Source organism: Pistricoccus aurantiacus, assembly GCF_007954585.1.
Classification (GTDB): Bacteria; Pseudomonadota; Gammaproteobacteria; order Pseudomonadales; family Halomonadaceae; genus Pistricoccus; species Pistricoccus aurantiacus.
Genome location: NZ_CP042382.1, coordinates 250,685 through 269,405, shown reverse-complemented (window position 1 = coordinate 269,405; position 18,721 = coordinate 250,685). Strand labels below are relative to the sequence as shown.

The 18,721-nt window shown below is 60.8% G+C and carries 19 protein-coding genes and 1 tRNA gene; 9 read left to right on the top strand and 11 right to left on the bottom strand.

Going from position 1 to position 18,721, the window contains the following annotated elements; all coding sequences use genetic code 11:
- Positions 1 to 36: 36 nt before the first annotated feature.
- Complete coding sequence (locus tag FGL86_RS01255; RefSeq protein ID WP_147182897.1) at positions 37 to 1,563, bottom strand: leucyl aminopeptidase; 1,527 nt, start codon at positions 1,561 to 1,563, stop codon at positions 37 to 39.
- A 156-nt stretch (positions 1,564 to 1,719) separates the two neighbouring features.
- Here FGL86_RS01255 and lptF point away from each other — a divergent pair, with 156 nt between their 5' ends.
- The 5 genes from lptF to bfr all read left to right on the top strand — a co-directional run bounded on the left by lptF (position 1,720) and on the right by bfr (position 5,279).
- Positions 1,720 to 2,799 (top strand): LPS export ABC transporter permease LptF, encoded by a 1,080-nt coding sequence (gene lptF, locus FGL86_RS01250; protein WP_147182896.1) that lies wholly within the window; start codon positions 1,720 to 1,722, stop codon positions 2,797 to 2,799.
- Complete coding sequence (gene lptG, locus FGL86_RS01245; protein ID WP_147182895.1) at positions 2,799 to 3,863, top strand: LPS export ABC transporter permease LptG; 1,065 nt, start codon at positions 2,799 to 2,801, stop codon at positions 3,861 to 3,863. The genes lptF and lptG overlap by 1 nt, the downstream gene beginning before the upstream one ends.
- Positions 3,864 to 3,875: 12 nt before the next feature.
- Positions 3,876 to 4,334 (top strand): RDD family protein, encoded by a 459-nt coding sequence (locus tag FGL86_RS01240; protein WP_147182894.1) that lies wholly within the window; start codon positions 3,876 to 3,878, stop codon positions 4,332 to 4,334.
- 62 nt (positions 4,335 to 4,396) lie between these two features.
- The gene (locus FGL86_RS01235; protein ID WP_147182893.1) at positions 4,397 to 4,606 is read left to right on the top strand and encodes a (2Fe-2S)-binding protein; all 210 of its coding nucleotides are present in this window, start codon (positions 4,397 to 4,399) and stop codon (positions 4,604 to 4,606) included.
- 199 nt (positions 4,607 to 4,805) lie between these two features.
- A complete protein-coding gene (gene bfr, locus FGL86_RS01230) occupies positions 4,806 to 5,279 on the top strand; it encodes a bacterioferritin (protein WP_147186036.1) in 474 nt (157 codons plus the stop codon).
- Positions 5,280 to 5,392: 113 nt separating this feature from the next.
- Here bfr and FGL86_RS01225 read toward each other — a convergent pair whose 3' ends face one another.
- The 5 genes from FGL86_RS01225 to FGL86_RS01205 all read right to left on the bottom strand — a co-directional run bounded on the left by FGL86_RS01225 (position 5,393) and on the right by FGL86_RS01205 (position 10,147).
- Complete coding sequence (locus FGL86_RS01225) at positions 5,393 to 5,626, bottom strand: DUF1653 domain-containing protein (RefSeq protein ID WP_147182892.1); 234 nt, start codon at positions 5,624 to 5,626, stop codon at positions 5,393 to 5,395.
- Positions 5,616 to 7,166: an extracellular catalytic domain type 1 short-chain-length polyhydroxyalkanoate depolymerase gene (locus FGL86_RS01220; protein WP_147182891.1), complete on the bottom strand. Its 1,551-nt coding sequence runs from the start codon at positions 7,164 to 7,166 to the stop codon at positions 5,616 to 5,618. The genes FGL86_RS01225 and FGL86_RS01220 overlap by 11 nt, the downstream gene beginning before the upstream one ends.
- A 112-nt stretch (positions 7,167 to 7,278) precedes the next feature.
- Entirely contained in the window at positions 7,279 to 8,067 is a 789-nt protein-coding gene (gene tcdA / locus FGL86_RS01215; RefSeq protein ID WP_147182890.1) for a tRNA cyclic N6-threonylcarbamoyladenosine(37) synthase TcdA, read from the bottom strand.
- A gap of 36 nt (positions 8,068 to 8,103) precedes the next feature.
- Complete coding sequence (locus FGL86_RS01210) at positions 8,104 to 8,880, bottom strand: pseudouridine synthase (RefSeq protein ID WP_147182889.1); 777 nt, start codon at positions 8,878 to 8,880, stop codon at positions 8,104 to 8,106.
- Positions 8,864 to 10,147, bottom strand: a complete 1,284-nt coding sequence (locus FGL86_RS01205; protein ID WP_147182888.1) for an SLC5/6 family protein — start codon at positions 10,145 to 10,147, stop codon at positions 8,864 to 8,866. Before FGL86_RS01205 ends, FGL86_RS01210 begins: the two co-directional genes overlap by 17 nt.
- 211 nt (positions 10,148 to 10,358) lie before the next feature.
- On the opposite strand from FGL86_RS01205, the gene aceK reads away from it, so the two are divergent.
- From aceK to FGL86_RS01190, 3 genes are read left to right on the top strand one after another with little or no spacing between them, the layout of a single operon-like run.
- Positions 10,359 to 12,122, top strand: a complete 1,764-nt coding sequence (gene aceK / locus FGL86_RS01200; protein ID WP_147186035.1) for a bifunctional isocitrate dehydrogenase kinase/phosphatase — start codon at positions 10,359 to 10,361, stop codon at positions 12,120 to 12,122.
- A gap of 44 nt (positions 12,123 to 12,166) precedes the next feature.
- On the top strand, positions 12,167 to 12,910 hold the full coding sequence (locus FGL86_RS01195) for an SIR2 family NAD-dependent protein deacylase (protein ID WP_147182887.1): 744 nt from the start codon (positions 12,167 to 12,169) through the stop codon (positions 12,908 to 12,910).
- A 14-nt stretch (positions 12,911 to 12,924) separates the two neighbouring features.
- Complete coding sequence (locus FGL86_RS01190) at positions 12,925 to 13,644, top strand: tRNA-uridine aminocarboxypropyltransferase (RefSeq protein WP_246131699.1); 720 nt, start codon at positions 12,925 to 12,927, stop codon at positions 13,642 to 13,644.
- 19 nt (positions 13,645 to 13,663) lie between these two features.
- Here the strand turns inward: FGL86_RS01190 and FGL86_RS01185 are convergent, their stop codons facing one another.
- Positions 13,664 to 13,849 (bottom strand): hypothetical protein, encoded by a 186-nt coding sequence (locus FGL86_RS01185; RefSeq protein ID WP_147182885.1) that lies wholly within the window; start codon positions 13,847 to 13,849, stop codon positions 13,664 to 13,666.
- Between the two features lie 118 nt (positions 13,850 to 13,967).
- Here FGL86_RS01185 and FGL86_RS01180 point away from each other — a divergent pair.
- Positions 13,968 to 14,044: transfer RNA gene (locus tag FGL86_RS01180), tRNA-Arg, on the top strand.
- Between the two features lie 80 nt (positions 14,045 to 14,124).
- Here FGL86_RS01180 and FGL86_RS01175 read toward each other — a convergent pair.
- The 4 genes from FGL86_RS01175 to FGL86_RS01160 all read right to left on the bottom strand — a co-directional run bounded on the left by FGL86_RS01175 (position 14,125) and on the right by FGL86_RS01160 (position 18,639).
- Positions 14,125 to 15,360, bottom strand: coding sequence for a TraB/GumN family protein (locus tag FGL86_RS01175; protein ID WP_147182884.1), 1,236 nt, complete (start codon positions 15,358 to 15,360; stop codon positions 14,125 to 14,127).
- 64 nt (positions 15,361 to 15,424) lie between these two features.
- Positions 15,425 to 16,873: a TrkH family potassium uptake protein gene (locus tag FGL86_RS01170; protein WP_147182883.1), complete on the bottom strand. Its 1,449-nt coding sequence runs from the start codon at positions 16,871 to 16,873 to the stop codon at positions 15,425 to 15,427.
- 79 nt (positions 16,874 to 16,952) lie between these two features.
- Positions 16,953 to 18,326 (bottom strand): Trk system potassium transporter TrkA, encoded by a 1,374-nt coding sequence (gene trkA, locus FGL86_RS01165; protein ID WP_147182882.1) that lies wholly within the window; start codon positions 18,324 to 18,326, stop codon positions 16,953 to 16,955.
- A 109-nt stretch (positions 18,327 to 18,435) separates the two neighbouring features.
- Positions 18,436 to 18,639 (bottom strand): dodecin, encoded by a 204-nt coding sequence (locus FGL86_RS01160; RefSeq protein ID WP_147182881.1) that lies wholly within the window; start codon positions 18,637 to 18,639, stop codon positions 18,436 to 18,438.
- Positions 18,640 to 18,721: the final 82 nt, after the last annotated feature.

Below are 18,721 nucleotides of genomic sequence, written 5' to 3'. Positions count from 1 at the left end.
ACCTTGGTGAGTGGTCCTGAGAATGCAGCGCGAGGACTAGAGCTCGGGACCGTTTTCGACGCTTCTTGCTTCCGCCTCCCGGTCCAGCAGGTACTGGGTCAGCAGGCCAACCGGGCGGCCGGTGGCCCCTTTCTGCTTGCCGGACTGCCAGGCGGTGCCGGCGATATCTAGGTGCGCCCAGCGGAATTCCTCCGTGAAGCGGGACAGGAAGCAGGCGGCGGTGATGGTGCCCGCGGGACGCCCGCCGATATTGGCGAGATCCGCGAAATTGGAATCCAGCTGCTCCTGGTACTCGTCCCACAGGGGGAGGTGCCAGGCACGGTCCCAGGCGGTCTGGCCGGCGTCGAGCAGGTCCAGGGCGAGATCATCGTCGTTGGACAAGAGGCCGGTGGCGTGATGGCCCAGGGCGATGATCGCCGCGCCGGTCAACGTGGCGATATCCACCACGCTGGCGGGCTTGAAGCGCTCCGTGTAGGTCAGGGCGTCGCAGAGCACCAGGCGGCCTTCCGCGTCCGTATTGAGCACCTCCACGCTGAGACCCTTGAGCGTCTTGACGATGTCCCCGGGCTTGGTGGCGCGGCCGTCCGGCATGTTTTCCGCGGCGGCGACGATGCCGATGACGTTCAGCCTGGGCTTCAGCGCGGCGATGGTCTTCAGGGTGCCGAGCACGCTGGCGGCGCCGCACATGTCGAACTTCATCTCGTCCATGCCCTCGCCGGGTTTCAGCGAGATGCCGCCGCTGTCGAAAGTGATGCCCTTGCCCACCAGCACGTGGGGCGCCTCCTCGGGGCTATCCGCACCCTGATACTGCATGACGATCAGCCGCGCCGGTTCCTCGCTGCCTCGAGCCACGGACAAAAGCGAGCCCGCCCCCAGCTCTTCCAGAGCCTCTTCCTCGAGAATCTCGACACTCACCGCGCCGCCGGATTCGTCGGCCAGGGCCCGGGCCTGCTCCGCCAGATAGCGCGGGGTGCAGACGTTGCCCGGCAGATTGCCCAGGGTGCGGGTATAGTTGATGCCTTCTCCTACCGCCTTGCCGACCCGGGCGCCTTCCTGGGCGCTATTGGCATCGTCACCGTCGCTGACCAGCAGGGTGACCTGTTCGAGCTGTGGCTTGGGCTTGGGGGAGGATTTGAATTCGGTGAAGCGATAGACGTTTCTGAGCGCGGATTCCGCGATCATGCGCGCTTTCCATTGGCCGCCCCGGTCCGGCACCGGCACGTCGCCGAGGGCGGAGGCAACTTCATCCACGCTCAGATTGGCCAGGGCGGTAAACGCCGCGTCAAGTGCCTTGCGATAGCGCGCCTCATTACACTTTTCCCGTTCCCCCAGTCCCACCAGCAACAGCCGGTCGGCGTTGAGGCCCGGGGCGAAGGAGATCAGCTGTACCTTGCCCAGTTCCGCGGTGAAATCGCCACGTTCGACCAGCTGACCGATCAGCCGTTCGCTGGCGTTATCAAGCTTTTCCGCCGCGGGCAGCAGGTCGCCGTCCTTGAATACCGGGATGACCAGGCAGGCGGTTTCTGCCTTGACCGGATTGGTAGTCTTAACGGGAAATTCCATGGCAACTCCACAAGACAAGCGTTGGGGGATTCTGGATAATGCCGGCACGGTCCACTGCTGACCGTCGCCTGATCATTCCAATGACGCCCTTCAGTGTACGCAAAGCGCCAGGGCATTGCATGGGGGTGCATTGCACGAAGGCACCGGGAGAGCCATTTGATCGTATTTCGTTATCTCACCCGCGAGATCCTGCTGACCATGCTGGCGGTGGCCGGGGTGCTGCTGCTGGTAATCATGGGCAGCCGTTTCATCCGCTATTTCGGGAGCGCCGCCCAGGGCGAGATTCCAGTGAGTATCCTGGGCTGGCTGATGCTTTATCATCTGCCCGGATTTCTCGAGTTGATTCTGCCTCTGGCGTTTTTTCTCGCGGTGCTGCTGGCCTACGGACAGTTGTATCTCAACAGCGAGATCACCGTGCTGGTGGCCTGTGGCATGAGCCCGGCGCGGCTGCTGCAGATCAGTCTGTTGCCGGCACTGATCGTGGCGGTGACAGTAGCGCTGTGCAGCCTGTGGTTGACGCCGGCTGGCGCCCTGGAACAGGAGCGCCTGATCAGCGAACAGCAGAGCCAGCTGGATTTTTCTCTGCTCTCTCCCGGGCGTTTCCAGGATTTCGGCGAGGGCCGTACCGCCTATACCCAGGCCATGAACAGCGCCAAGACTCGAATGGAAGGGGTGTTCATCAGCGAGCGGCAGAAGCGCAGCGACGGCACGCCGGAGAACGTGGTGACTCGCGCCGCCGGTGGCTACCAGACCGTGGATGACGAGACCGGCAGTCGTTTTCTGGTGTTGACCGACGGGCAGCGCTACAGCGTCGATCCAGGCAAGCATCAGGCGGAGCGGCTTGAGTTCGATACCTACGCGGTGCGCTTGTCTCGCGCCATGGACGCCCGGGATGAAAGTGACGTGGAGTTCGCGTCCACCCGGCAGCTGCTGCAAATGGACACCGCACCGGCGGCGGCGCAGCTGCAATGGCGCATCTCCATGCCGGTGATGGTGCTGATCCTGGTGCTGATCGCTCAGCCCCTGGCCAGGACCAATCCGCGCCAGGGGCGCTTTGCCAAGCTCTTGCCGGCGATCTTTCTGCATATCGCCTATCTGAGTCTGCTGCTGGCGGCGCTGGACGCCATTGCCAAGGGCACCCTGTCGGCGAGCATCGGCATGTGGCCGATTCATCTGGTGTTTCTGATCATCGGACTGTGGCTGATGCGGCGCTCGTCCCTGCTGGGAGCGCGCTGATGCTGTTCAATCGACTCGATGGCTATATCGCCCGCCAGGTGCTCGGCGCCATTCTGATCGTGCAGGTGGTATTGCTGGGCCTTGACCTGGTAATCACCTACATCAATGACCTGGGCGACGTGGAAGGGGACTACGGCGCGCTGCAGGTTTTCCTTTATCTGCTGATGCGACTGCCCTGGCGCTTTTATCAGTATGCCCCGGTGGGCGTACTGATCGGCGCCCTGATCGGCCTGGGCAGCATGGCGTCCAGCAACGAGCTGACGGTCATGCGCGCCGCGGGCCGATCCCTGGTGAGTATTTTGTGGGGCGTGCTGAAACCGGTCATTCTGGTGGTGGTGATGCTTCTGTTGATCGCCGAATTCGTCAGCCCGCGTACCGAGCAGTTCGCCAACGCCTGGCGCCTGGAGCAGAAGCAGGGCGAGGGAGCCGTGGTGACCGAGCGCGGAGGCTGGCAGCGTGAAGGCGATAGCTTCTATCGCTTCGGCGCCATTCGCGGTGATAACACGGTGCTCGATCTGACTCGCTATCGCTTTTCCGGCCGTAGCCTGGAGCAGGCCACCAGCGCGGATCGCGCGGTATGGGAAGGGGATCACTGGGAGCTGGAAAACGTTGCGATCACGCGGTTTTTTCAGGAGCGCACCGAAACCGAGCAGCATGATCGGCTAACCTGGCGAACGGATTTGACTCCGGCCCAGCTCAGTCGACTGCTTCGCGATATCGAGACCCAGTCCCCCAGCGAGCTGCTGGCCTATGCGCGCTATCTGGAGGCTCAGGGCCAGCGTGCCACGGAACCGCTGCTGTATTTCTGGCAGAAGATGCTGATGCCCTTGACCATGGCCTCCCTGGTACTGGTGGCGGCGTCTTTCGTATTCGGGCCCCTGCGCAGCGTGGCGGCAGGCACCCGAGTGTTTTACGGGGTGATCGTGGGGCTCTGTTTCAAGTACTTGCAGGATCTGCTGGCGCCGGCGTCGACGATCTTCGGTTTTTCGCCGATCTGGGCGGTGCTTGGCCCGACCCTTTTGAGCGCGGCGCTGGGGCTTTATCTACTCAGACGAACCGGTTGATTTTCGATGCGAATGCGACGTTATTTTACCCAGATCGACGATACCTGGCCGCCCGGCCTGGCAAGACGCCTGATGGCGATGCTCTATGATTTTCTGCTGATGGTCGCCCTTTGGATGGTGATGGGTTTCGCCGCGGTGGCGCTTAACGACGGCGAGGCCAACCAGTCGCCGCTGTTCCACAGCCTGCTGTTTCTGGCGACCTTCGTGTTTTTCGCCTTCTTCTGGATGCGCGCCGGCATGACTCTCGGCATGCAGGCCTGGCGATTGCGGGTTCAGACCCCGGACGGCATGAGCATCAGCCTGAACCAGAGCCTGCTGCGCTTCATGACGGCGATCGTGTCTTTTGCCGCTCTGGGACTGGGATATTGGTGGGTTCTGTTCGACATTGAGCGCCGCGCCTGGCCGGATATCGTTTCTGGCACGCGAATAGTCGTACTGCCCAAGGAAAAAAAGAGCGATAGGAAAAATTAAGACTTGCGATAGTGTATGCGAATCATTACCATTCATTTCATGGGTTAGACGAGGTGATGGACATGTACGTATGCATCTGCAAGGGCGTTTCGGACCGAACTCTACGTGCGGCGGTGGCCGAAGGCGGGGCGCGAAGCTGGCGCGAGGTCCGCGAGGAAACCGGCTGTGGTTCGCAATGCGGCAAGTGTGCCCGAGTGGGCAAGTCCATCGTACGCGAGGCCATCATTCAGGAAGTGCTTTCCACTGACAGCGATCTGGCCTACGCCGTGTAATCCATCTGGCAATGAGCCGCGCTCTTGTTAGCATTCAAAAACCCTTATCAGTTGTACTTGGTTCCTCTATAACATATTGTCTTGATTAGACTTTATTGATTCTCTGGTCGATAATGGCATATCGATCGGAGAGCGTGATGCTGTCCGTCGTTTGAATGCCATGCACATGGCAATCCATAACGAATACGAGGAGAGCATGATGAAAGGTGACGCCAAGGTTATCGAACATCTCAATACGGTTCTGGGTAACGAACTGGTGGCGATCAACCAGTATTTCCTTCACGCCAAGATGTACAAGGACTGGGGCCTGAAGGCCCTGGCCAAATGGGAATACGACGAATCCATCGAGGAGATGAATCACGCGGACAAGCTGATCGAGCGCATTCTGTTCCTCGAGGGCATCCCCAACCTGCAGGATCTGGGCAAGCTGCATATCGGCGAAGACACCAAGGAAATGCTCGAGAGCGATCTGGCGGCGGAGCACAAGGGCCGCGAGGATTTGATCAAGGCGATCATCCACTGCGAAGAGGTCAAGGATTACGTCAGTTATGACCTTTTCCGGGCGATATTGGATGACGAGGAGGAGCACATCGATATCATCGAAACCGAGCTTGGCTTGATCGAGAAGGTCGGTCTCCAGAACTACCTGCAAAAACAGATGCGCGAAGCCTGATGGTCAATCGCGCACGCTAAAACGCCCTGACAGCGTTCATCATGCGGGCCAAGTGGAATCTTCCATTTGGCCCGCTCATGTATCTGGCTTATTCGTGATGCGGAAATGTCGCGTTATTCGAAGGCTTTTTCCAGGGCGAAGCGCGGACGCGATTCGCCGTCGCGGCTGACGGTTTCGCAAAACATCGCCAGGGGTCGGGTCCAGAGCCCGTAGTCGCCGTACAGCGCCCGATAAACTACCAGCGGCTCTTCGGTTTCGCTATGGTGCGCCACCCCAAGTACCTCGTAATGCTGACCCTTGTAATGGCGGTAGATGCCCGGCACTGGGCGCTGCCGTTCATCGATCATCGACGGTTTTCCTTGCATCGGTCAGAATCAGCTGGCAGATGGCCGGCTTCATGGCGTACCAGGTGCCGGGCTCGCCTTCATAAAGGGTGACTTCAGACCACATGTCGTAGGCAAAGCCGATATCCCGACGATCGGTTTTCGCCAGCGCCCGCAAGCCGAAGAAGCCGCCTTCCACGGCGCGACCCGCATCGATATGACCGCGGGGCGAATCGCTGACGCTGTCACAACTGGCGGCGGGTATCTCGAAGACCCGCACGGTGCGACTGGCGGTGGTGGTATTGCCGTCGCTGTCCGTGGCGGTGTAATTACATGCATAGTCGCCGACCTGGCTGGTATCCACCGCAGAGCAATCCGCGCTGACCTCAAGAGCACCGTCCTGCGGATCCTCGGCGATGGCGCCGGGGTCGTTGTAGGGAGCGTTGAGCGGCACCATAAGCGGATCGGCGCCGTTCAAGGTGATGCGCGGTGCGTCGTTCGAAGGCGGCGGAGAAGCGCCGTCTCGAGGATGCCGAGCGAAGAAATCCCAGATGATATCCGGGTAGCTCGGCCCTGCGCGTATTGCCCAACGCCCCTGATTGCCGGCCTCGCCGCCGATCCAGTAATGGCCCTTGTCCGTGTCCCCGGGGCTTTGGGTGCGCAGAGGGCCGTCGTAGAAAATGGTTTCCACCAGCGAGCGGGTTTCATCGCTGCCGGTATAGCGACGCTGGCGGCAGGCGTAATCCTGCTGAAAGAAGGGCAGGCAGGCGGACTCGCTGGTCTGGGCTTCCGTCGGCGTATCGTGGGCCTTGTCGCCGAACACCGCCAGATGAGCATCGCGCAGGTTGCGCCCGGCGGGCTGTACCACCGTACAGTCGTTGTCGTTCTGCAATACCATCAGCGGAATGGGGTAGGGGTCGTCGAGTTCACCGCGCATGTCGGCGACCACCTGGCTGACCGGATGAAAGGTCGCAAAGCCCGGGCACTGGCCGGAAAGCGATACCGAGGCGGCGTCTTCCCCGTAAGGCAGACCGCTGGCGCTGGCGGCGGCGGCCCAGTATTCGTTGTGGGTAGTGGCGGCCACTACCGTCATGGCGCCGCCGGAGGAAAGTCCGGTGATATAGCGCCGATCCGGATCGACGGAAAATTCCTGCTCGACCGCCTGGGCGATTCGGTACAGATCCTCCGGCTCGCCCTGGCCTTCCTGCTGATGCTGATCGAGCCAGAAGCCCCAGCAGTTGGTATTGCGCAGGCCGTCGTAACTGGTGATGAAAGGCGCCACCAGAATGAAGCCGTGACGATCCGCCGCCGCCTTGAGGCCCCAGTCGTTCAGGACGTCCGTCTGGGTCTGCTGGCAGCCGTGCAGGGCCATCACCATAGACGCCGGCGTCGAAAGCCCATCCGGTACGTAGATCTGATACTGGCGATCTTGGGAGCCCGGATAGTTCTGGGCCTCGAAGGTCTTACTGAAGGTTTCACCGGCGAAGGCTGCGGCGCCTGCGAAAAGCAGACAGAGTGCCACCAGGACGAGGCGCGATGTCCGGCGGGAAAGAAGAACAAACATGGAATCATCATCCTTGAACGCTGCGATAGGCAACCTTCAGCATCGCCGCTTTTGCGTCACGACGCCAGTTTCGCAACCGCTTTCAGGCACTGACTTGTCCATCACGGACTTCTTACTCCTGAGCATGCTTGGCCAGCCGCGCCAGCACCCGGGATGCGGCAATAAAGCCGAAACTGCCGGTGACGAAGGTGGCGGCGCCGAAGCCACTGTCGCAATCGAGCCGGATGACCTGGCCGGCGCCGGGTTTCTGATGACAGACTTCGCCATCCGCGCCGGGATAGACCAGCTGCTCCTCGGAATAGACGCACTCTACGTCGAAACGCCGCTTGGGATTACGGGAATAACCGTAATCCCGACGCAACCGCGCGCGAACCTTGGCCAGTAAAGGGTCGTGCTGAGTGCGGGTCAGGTCGGCGACGCGAATCTGGGTAGGGTCGATCTGGCCGCCGGCGGCACCGGTCACGGTGATCGGCAGCTTGCGTCGCTTGCACCAGGCGATCAGCGCGGTCTTGGCCACCACGCTGTCGATGGCGTCGATCACATGATCCGTATCCTCGGGAATTCGCGCCTCCAGGTTGTTGGGGGTGACGAAGGCGGTATCCGCGATAACGTTGATAGACGGATTGATCGCCCGGCAGCGCTCCGCCAGCACCTCGACCTTGGGTCGGCCGATAGTGCCGTCCAGGGCGTGCAGTTGACGGTTGATATTGGAAACGCAGACGTCATCGAGATCGATCAGGGTCAGCTTGCCGATGCCCGCTCGAGCCAGGGCTTCCACGCTCCAACTGCCCACGCCGCCGACGCCGGCCACTACCACATGGGCCTGGCGGAAATGGTCTGCGGCGCGGCTGCCGTACAGACGGCGAATACCGCCAAAGCGAAAGTCGTAGTCGTCTGACATGGGCGAACTCGGTTGAATACATGGACTCGGCACCCTTCAATGAGGGCGTGGCGACATTTTCCAATGGATGCTCGGGCGTGGCAAATGTCCGGCCCAGCCGAAACGCTCGAAAAGCTGGTGCATGTCCGGATCCAGGGGGCAGCCCAGCGTCAGACGGGCGTTTTCGACAGGGTGCTGAAAACCCAGTTCCACCGCCGCCAGCAGCAGCCGCGAACAGTCGAGCCGCTCGGCGAAGAAGCGATTGTGCACCCCCTTGCCGTGCTTGGCGTCACCGATGATGGGATAGCCGCAGCGGGAGAGATGGCGGCGAATCTGGTGGCGTCGGCCGGTCAAGGGTCGGGCCTCCATCAGCGAATAGCGCGCGCTGGGATAGCGGTCCACCTGTACCGGCAGCTCCACGCTATCCAGGCGAGCCACCTCGGTGATCGCCGGTCGGGCGGGCATTTCCGCCTTGGGGCGCCGGCCGTCCTCTTCCCGCAGCGGCCAGTCAAGCCTTGCCTGGCTCGGCCCCAGGCCGCGCACCACCGCCAGGTAGCGTTTGTTCACCTGCTGGGCGGTGAAGGTTTCTCCGAGCCGGCGGGCGATAGCCGGCGATAGGGCGAACAGCAGAATGCCGGAGGTGGGGCGGTCCAGCCGATGTATCGGGTAGACGTGCCGCCCCAGTTGATCCCGCAGGGCCTGCAGGGCGAAACGGGTCTCGCCCCGAGCAAGCGCGGTACGGTGCACCAGCATGCCGCTTGGCTTATGCACCGCCACCAGATGCTCATCCTGATAGAGAACCGCCAGCGGCTCGCCCTCAGCCGAAGATGCCATAGAGGATGCCGCTCATGGCCACCAGGCCTGCGATGGTCACGAAGATATTGCTGGCCCTGCCTCGGTAAGCCGCCAGCGCCGGAACCTTGTGAATCGCATACATGGGCATCAGGTAGAGAATCGCCGCGATCACCGGCCCGCTCAGGGTCTCGATCAGCCCCAGGATGCTCGGATTGATGATCGCCACGCCCCAGGTGGTCAGGAACATGAAGGCGATCACGAAACGATTGATTCTGCCGGTATGCACGTTTCTTCTCTGGCTCTGGAAGATATCGCGCACGATACCCTTGAGCCCTTCGCTAGCCCCCAGATAATGGCCGAAGAAAGACGACACGATGGCGATGAACGCGACCAAGGGTGCAAAATAGCTGATGAAACCGCTGTCGTGCACGTTAGCCAGGTAGGAAAGCACCGGCAGGTTCAACGCCTTGGCTTCCACTAGCTGCTCCGGGGTCAGCGCCAGCACGCAGGAGAACACGAACAGCATCACGAAGGTCACCAGCATCAGCGTGGTATTGCGCAGGATGACATCCGCCTTGGCGGAGGCCTGCTCACCGTAATCCCGCTTGAGAGAGACGGAAAACTGAGAAATCGCCGGTGAGTGATTGAAGGAGAATACCAGCACTGGAATAGTCAGCCAGATGGTGGTCAGGAAGTTGCCGCCAGGTGACAGCTCGCCAACGCTTGCCAGGTTCCAGCTGGGAATCAGATACAGGGAAAGAAAGATCAGGATGCCCACCAGCGGATAGACCAGCCACTGGGTCACCTTGAGCATGAAGCGCTCGCCGACTAGCATCACCGCCATCATGGCTGCCACCAGCACTCCGGAGAGCATCCAGCGGGGCGGCGGCAGCATGCCCAACTGGTTGTCCATGAAGCTCGATACGGTATTGGTGATGCCGACCCCGTAGATCAGCACGATGGGATAGATCGCCAGAAAGTACAGCAGGGTGATGGCCTTGCCGGCGCTGGCGCCGAAATGCTCCTTTACCACCTGAGTGATGTCGCTGTTTCTGATCGACGAGGAGCACACGAAGCGTGACAGGCCTCGGTGTGACCAGTAGGTCATGGGCCCGATCAGCACCGTCAGCAGCACCAGCGGCCAGAAGCCACCGATACCGGCGTTGATGGGCAGGAACAGGATGCCGGCGCCTACCGCGGTGCCGAACAGGCTCAGCATCCAGGTGGTATCCCGGGCGGTCCAGGCCGTCGCCCGGGGAGAGGTGCCCCGGGGCGCTGCAGACGCTTTGATGTTTTCTTGTGGCATGCTGATCCCTTGGTTGCTCGTAAACAGTATCGCTCCAGGAAAGTCCTTCGCGATGATGGATAGCAGCTTAACGCAGCTGGCCAACTGGCGACACGGGCTTGTCGCGAATGTCCTGTCTCATATCAACTTCTTGCAAACGCCACCATGGTCGATCTCGCCAGTCGGCGGATCATTCGCCATGCTAGACGCTAACCTGGTCGGGAACCCGATGATGAAACTGTCCGCCGCCTATCGCCTTGCCGCTACTATTCTGCACGGCTTCGACGAGTACCGCTCACGCTTCAAGCTGATCACCGAGGATGCCCGGCGCCGTTTTCGCGATGCCGCCTGGCGCGAGGCTCAGCAGGCCTCCGCGGAGCGCATCAATCTCTACGATACCAAGGTGAAAGACACCCTGGATCGACTCAAGCGCTCCTTGAGCGAGGGGGAGTTGACGAACTGCGAGAACTGGCGAGAGGCCCGGGAGCACTACGCGGAATTGATCAGCAAACGCCTGGACTACGAACTGGCGGAAACCTACTTCAACTCGATCTTCTGCTCGATCTTCCATCATCGACATATCCGCAACGACTGGATGTTCGTCTACAGCTCACGCAACCGAGCGGCGCACCGTTCCGGTATCGATCGTACACGGCGCTATCACGTCCAGGACGATTGGCAGGAGGCATTACGCTGGGCGCTGACCGGGGCGCATCTCGATCCTCCTTTCAACGACCTGGAGCGGGATATTCGCCAGGGAGCAAATTTTCTCGAGCAGCATCTTCCCGAGGAAATCCTGCACGCTTCGGATACCGAGATGGAGCTGTTGAAAAGCGTCTTCTATCGTAACAAGGGCGCCTATCTGGTGGGGCGAATCCGCGGCGCCGGGCAGCAGGTGCCGCTGGTGTTGCCGATTCTCTACGAAAACGAATTGAAGGCGCGGGAGTCCGGCCAGGGCGTGCATCTGGATACGGTGATCATCGAGCCTCACGAGATCTCGATCATCTTTTCCTTCACCCGGGCCTATTTTCAGGTGAATGTTCCGGTGCCCAACGAGTTCGTAGAATTTCTGCACGAGATCATGCCGGACAAGCCCATCGGCGAGCTGTATTCCGCCATCGGCTTCTTCAAGCACGGCAAGACGGTGTTCTTCCGCAACCTCAATCGTCACGTGGCCAAGCGCGAGGATCGCTTCATCATTGCCCCCGGAGTGCGCGGCATGGTGATGGCGGTATTCGTGCTGCCGTCTCACCTGACCGTGTTCAAGATCATCAAGGACCGCTTCGATCCCGGCAAGGACATGAGCCGCGCCAAGGTGCGAGAGAAGTACGACCTGGTCAAGCGTCACGATCGTGTCGGCCGCATGGCGGATACCCAGGAGTTTTCCAACTTCATCACCCGCAAGGATCACTTCGATCCGGACTGCCTCGAGGAGCTACTGCGAGTGGCGCCTTCCACGGTGTCTCTCAAGGACGACAAGGTACTCATCAAGCACTGCTATACCGAGCGCATGATGACCCCGCTCAATCTCTATCTGGAGGAGTGCGACGAGCAGGAAATCGAGGCGATACTCAAGGATTACGGCAATGCCATCAAGCAGATGGCCGCGGCGAACATCTTTCCCGGCGACATGCTGTTGAAGAACTTCGGGGTGACTCGTCACGGTCGGGTGGTGTTCTACGATTACGACGAGATCTGCTATCTCACCGAATGCAATTTCAGGAAGATTCCCGAGCCCCTGTATCCGGAGCAGGAGCTTTCCGACGAGCCCTGGTACTCCGTGGGGCCCAATGATATTTTTCCGGAAGAATTCGGGCCTTTCCTGTTCGCCAATATCCAGCTGCGCAAGCTGTTCTATCGGCTGCACCCGGAGCTGTTCGACGCCGACTATTGGCAGAACCTGCAGAAAGCCATTCTCGAGGGCCGCGTGATCGACGTGTATCCTTATCGCAACAAGCAGCGGTTCAACACGGAAGCGACGGCCTTGACCCATTGAGAAGCCGTCAAGATACGAGAATTTGAACAAGCGATTGAAAGGCAATGTCACAACAACGTTCTTCGAGACAAGACCCGCCTCATCTGGTGGTACTGAGCGGCGCCGGCATCAGCGCGGAAAGCGGCATTCAGACCTTTCGCGCCAGCGACGGGCTCTGGGAAAATCATGCGGTGCGGGATGTCGCCACCCCGGAAGGCTTCAAGCGGGATCCGGCTCTGGTGCTGCGCTTCTACGACCAGCGTCGTCGTCAGGTACGCAAGGCAAAGCCCAATTCGGCGCATCAGGCTCTGGCGGCGCTGGAGCAGGAAGGTTTTCGAGTCAGTATCGTCACCCAGAACATCGACGACCTGCACGAGCGAGCCGGCTCCCGGCACGTGCTGCATCTGCATGGGGAAATTCTCATGGCCCGCTCCAGCGTCGACGAGCGCCTGCGCTACCCCTTGACGAAGGGCGGCATCGCCTTGGGCGACCTATGCGACAAGGGCAGCCAGCTGCGCCCGGACGTGGTGTGGTTCGGCGAAGCGGTGCCCTATTACATGGACGCCTGCGAGATCGTCGCTGGCGCGGATCTGCTGCTGGTGGTCGGCACCTCGCTTGCGGTCATGCCCGCGGCGATGCTGCTGGAATGCGCGCCCTCGGGCATCGATACTCTGCTGGTGGATCCTCAGGCAAAGCAACTGGCCCCATACGGGGTGACCGCCATCTCCAAACCCGCCGGCCAGGGCGTGCCGGAACTGGTGAGCCTCTGGCGCCGTGAAAAGCGCCTTTGGGTGCCGGATTTCGCTTGAAGCGGATCGCTTGCTTGCCTATCGACCACGACATCGCCACCAGTGTCTATCCGCGTCGGGAGTTCAAGGCCCGGGGCAGCTTCGTGACCCGCTGTCCCGGCTGTCGTTTGCCAACTCTCAACTGTTTGTGTCCGTATCGCGTCACCGCACGAGCAGAGGCAAGCTTCTGGCTGCTGACCCATCCCCTGGAGCATCACAAACCCACCAATACCGGGCGGTTGATCGGCGATGTGCTAGCGACTACCGAGACTTTTACCTGGTATCGCACCGCGCCGGATGCGCGACTGCTGGCGCTGCTCGACGATTCCGATTACGCGCCCTTTATCATCTTTCCTGACGATCAACCGGATTACGCGACGCGAGTGGTGAATATGGAAGCGGTGCAAAACGTCAAGCAGAAGAACCGCATTCCGGTATTCATCATCCTCGACGGCACCTGGCGCCAGGCACGGCGCATCTTTCGCAAGAGCCCGTACCTGGATGATCTGCCCATCTTGGCGCTGAATACTCAGCGGCAAACCCGCTATCGCCTGCGTAAACCCGCATCGAGTACCCATCTGTGCACTGTCGAAGTGGCTGCGGAACTACTGAAACAGAGTGGCGATGTAACCGCCGGCGCGATCCTCGATGACTATTTCGACGCCTTCAACGAAAGCTACGCCGCCAGCCGTGGTCATCACAGAATCGAAACGCCGAGCCCTGCGATGCTGCGCCTGTTGATTCGGCGTGAATAGAGCAGGGCGAGTGAATTGTTCAACTGTCTTCGGGATCCGCCTCCTCGCCACCGTTATCCACGGCATCCTGTGATTTTTTCTGGCTCTTGCGCATGGCTTCCGCTTCTTCTTCGGTCCCATACATACCCAGACTGGTACCTGTATCGGTATCGTAGACTTCGTATTCGTCATCGACTTGGCGGATCTTGATGGTGTCGTGGAGCATGAAAATCTCCTTTCAGGGTGGGTACAAAAAAGACTACGATTTCCAACGATTGTTCCTAAAATGCTCGAGACAACCTGACAAGTACCGGCAGGATTCGTTACAGTACGCATGTCGTCTCGCCCGAGTGGCTCAATTGGATAGAGCAACGGCCTTCGAAGCCGTGGGTTGCAGGTTCGAGTCCTGCCTCGGGCGCCAGATCGCTTTTCTCTCCTTCCTTATATCTGTCCAGCGCCCTTGGTTCATGACGGCTCATTTGCTCAACCGGTTATTTTTTTCTAACCAAACAACTGGCCGGCGATACGCAGCCCGGCGATCCAGGTGCCGGCGGCGGAGCCCAGGCTTGCGAGTAGAAAGACCAGGAAGGTGCGTGAGACGCGATTGCGCCACCAACCCCTGAGCGAGGCCACGTCGTGGCGCAGCCGGGAGAAATCGCTGACCTTGGGCTTGCGCACGGCGAGTTCGACCCCGGCGGCAACGAACCCGGCGCCGATGGTCGGGTTGAGGGAGGTCAGTGGGGCGGCGAAGAAGCTGGCGATGACGGTCACCGGATGACCTAGGGCGATAGCGCTGCCTAGCGCTGACAGAGCGCCGTTGATGAAGAACCATTCGCCGATCAGTCGCCAGCCGAGCTGCGTATCTCGGGAAAAGCCGATCGCGAAGCCTGCCAGTACCAGCGCGGTGACGATCCAAGGTAACGCCTTCCACCATTTGCCTCGAGGCTTGGTATGTTCCAGGGCGTGGCGCTGCCTCTCGAGTTCCGCGGCGGGCAGATCGCCAAGCTCCTTGCCCAGCTCTTGATTCAGGCCTTTGAGATGGCCGGCGCCGATCACCACCAGCACATTGGGATAGCGTCCCGGCGGCGCCTCTTCCATCAGGCGTAGCGCCATGTAGCGGTCCCGTTCGCGTATCAGAGGGGTATACAGCGCTTCGGACTGCTCGGCAAACTCGTTGAACGTGGATTCCAGCACGTCGCCTTCCTTGAGCCGCTCGATATCCTGCGCGGACACCTTCTGGCGGGACATGACGCTGCCAAGCAGGCCGCTGAAAAGCCCCAGACGTTGCCACCAGGGAATGTTGGCGTAGACCCGTTTGAGGGTGATGCCAATCTCACGGTCGATCAGCAACAGCGGCAGTTCGGCGCGTTCGCTTTCCTTGAGGGCGGCGCGCATCTCCGCCCCGGGCTCGATACCGCTCTGTTCCGCTACCCGCTGCTGAAAGGCGCTCAAGGCCAGGCTGGCGGCGACCATGCCCGCCTTGCCCTGGCGGAAGATCTGAAACAGATCCTGATTGGCCAGCGCATCCGGATTGACCAGGCTTTGATGGCGAGAAGCGCAGAGTTCGATGGCCACCGCGCTGAATTCGCCGGAGCGAATCAGTTCACGCACCTCCTCGGCACTCTGGGCGGAGACGTGAGCGGTACCCAGCAGAGTGTAGCGCGTCTCGCCAAGCGCTACCGTCTGGCGCGGTCCCGCGGTGGCTGGGGGTATTGCCGTGTCAAGAGAATCGTTCATTGAAGCTCGCTGCAAGAATGATAAAGAGTGCCGTGAGGTAGCCGATTCACCGGATGACAAAGGATCAGCGCCGCCAGAAAGCCGGCGTGAACAGCACCAGTACGGTAAAGATTTCCAACCGGCCCAGCAGCATGGCCAGCACCAGGATCCACTTGGCCGGGTCCGGGATGCCGCCATAGTCGCCGGCCACATCCCCCAGGCCAGGACCCAGGTTGTTGAGGGCGGAGGCCACCGAGGACCAGGCGGTCACCTGATCCACGCCGGTGGCCATCACTCCCAGCAGCATCAGTACGAACAGCAGCAGATAGACGGAGAAGAAGCTCCATACCGCCTGGGCGATGCTGTCCGGCACGCTGACCTTGCCGATCTTGACCGCGATTACCGCGTTGGGGTGAATCAGCCGCAGCACCTCGCGCATGCCCTGTTTCAGGATCAGGATGATACGAATCACCTTGATGCCGCCACCGGTGGAACCGCTGCAGCAGCCGACGAAAGCGGCTACGAACAGCAGCATCGGCAAGGCGCCGGGCCAGTTGTAGAAATCCGTCACGCCGAAGCCGGTGGTGGTGGCGATGGTAACCGTCTGGAAAATACCCTGGCGCAGCCCATCGTAACCGGTGGCGGTCTGTGTCCACCATAATGTGCCTATGGTGATCAGGGACAGCAAGGCCAGGAAGGCGATAAGAAAACGCGCCTCCGGGTCCTGAAAATACTGCAACAGGTTCTTTTCCCGCCAGGCGGTGAAATGCAGACTGAAGCTCATCGCGGAAATCAGCATGAAAACCACGCAGATCAGTTCGATGGTGGCGCTGTCGAAATAACCGATACTGGCGTCGTGAGTGGAAAAACCGCCGATGGCCACGGTGGAGAAACTGTGCCCCAGGGCATCGAACCAGTTCATGCCGGCGACCCAGTAGGCGCCGAAGCAGGTCAGCGTCAAGGCGGCGTAGATGTACCACAGCGCCTTGGCGGTCTCGGTGATGCGCGGGGTCAGCTTGGAATCCTTGAGCGGACCGGGGATCTCGGTGCGATAAAGCTGCATGCCACCGATGCCCAGGGTCGGTAGAATCGCCACCGCCAGTACCACGATCCCCATGCCGCCCAGCCACTGAAGCTGCTGACGATAATATTGCAGGCCTTTCGGCAGGAAATCGATACCGGTGATCACCGTGGCGCCGGTGGTGGTCAGGCCGGAGAAGGATTCGAACACCGCGTCGGTGATGGACAGGGAGTGGGTGCCCTCGAAGATGAAGGGCAGGGCGCCGAACAGGCCCAGCACCGTCCAGAACAGCGCCGCGATCAGGAAGCCGTCCCGAGTTCTCAACTCCTTGCGGGCGTTGTGGTTGGGTAGATAGAGCAGCGCGCCGGTAATCAGCGTGATGCCGAAAGAGATGCCGAAGTCGTCCCACATGGTGCCTTGGTAGGCCAGGGAAACGATGGTGGGCGGTACCAGGGTCAGGCTGAACAGCATCAGCAGCATGCCCAGGATACGCAGGATCATGCGCAGGCTCATGCGGCGATAACTCCGATTCGCTCAGGGGCTCCGGTTCGCTCAAGCGCTCTCATAGACTCGTTTACCTTGGGGGAGGCGGTCAGAAAAAGGTCAGGCCGACCTGGAACAGCCGTTCCACGTCGCGAATACGACGCTTGTCGATCACGAACAGAATCACGTGATCACCGGATTCCACCATCACGTCGTCGTGAGCGATCAGCACCTCCTTGTCCCGAACGATGGCGCCGATGGTGGTGCCGCTGGGCAGATCGATGGCGCCGATGGCGCGTCCCACGACTCGGGAGGACTGGGCATCGCCGTGAGCGATGGCTTCGATCGCCTCCGCCGCCCCGCGACGCAACGAGTGCACGTTGACGATATCCCCCCGGCGCACATGGGTCAGCAGTCCGCCGATGGTCGCCTGCTGGGGGGAAATGGCGATGTCGATCTCGCCGCCCTGCACCAGATCCACGTAAGCGGCGTTGTTGATCAGGGTCAGCACCTTCTTGGCCCCCAGACGCTTGGCGAGCATCGACGACATGATGTTGACCTCGTCGTCGTTGGTCAACGCACAGAAGATATCGCAGTCCTCGATATTTTCTTCGAGCAGCAGCTGCTTGCTGGTGGCGCTGCCGTGCAGCACCACGGTGCGGTCCAGGCGGTCCGCCAGGGTGGAGCAGCGTTCGATGCTGTGTTCGATGATCTTGACCTGATGACTGTGCTCGAGATTTTCCGCCAGACGTTCGCCGATATTGCCGCCGCCGGCAATCACGATACGCCGGAAGTCTCGATCCAGCCGGCGCAGTTCGCTCATCACCGCGCGAATGTCCCGGCGCGCGGCAATGAAGAACACCTCGTCGTCTGCCTCGATCACCGTATCGCCCCGAGGAATGATCGGGCGGTTGCGCCGATAGATAGCCGCCACTCGAGTATCGATATTGGGCATGTGGCGGCGCAGAAACCCCAGTTCCTGGCCCACCAGCGGACCGCCGTAGAATGCCTTGACCGCCACCAGCTGGGCCTGGCCGCCGGCGAATTCCAGCACCTGCAGGGCGCCCGGATATTCGATCAGGCGACGGATATGGTCCGTTACCACCTGCTCCGGGCTGATCAGCACGTCGATGGGAATCGCTTCGTGGGCGAACAGCCCCTTGCGGGTGAGGTAGGCGGTGGCCCGCACTCGGGCGATCTTGGTGGGCGTGCGAAACAGCGTATGTGCTACCTGACAGGCGATCATGTTGACTTCGTCGGAATTGGTGACCGCGATCAGCATATCTGCGTCTTCGCACCCGGCTTGACGCAGGGTCATCGGGTAGGAAGCCTTGCCGGAGACGGTGCGGATATCCAGGCGATTGTGCAAGTCGCGCAGCCGCTGGCCGTCCGTATCCACTACGGTGATGTCGTTTTCTTCATGCGCCAGGTGTTCGGCCAGGGTTCCGCCCACCTGACCGGCACCCAGAATGATGATTTTCAACGTCGCTCAATCCATCGCGTGAGGAAGGCCCTGCTGGCGGGGCGTAGCATAAACCACCCGTCCCGTGGAAAACAGGACGAGGGGTTCGCGGGAAACCGGTGGCCGACGCTCAGTCGAGAGTGAAACCTACCTTGATAGTGACCTGCCAGTGAGCGACTCGCCCGTGCTCGATGTGGCCGCGGGTTTCGATGACCTCGAACCAGCGCATGTCGTGCAGGGACTCGTTGGCCTTGGCGATGGCCTGGGAAATAGCGTCTTCGACGCCCTTGGTCGATGAGCCGGTTAGTTCGACCTGCTTGTAGACATTCGACATCTGAAACTCCTTGAGATGTGATCGCTAAAAACACGGTTGGCGAAGCGTCGTGTCAGGGATTGCGCTGCCAGTATAGCCGTTG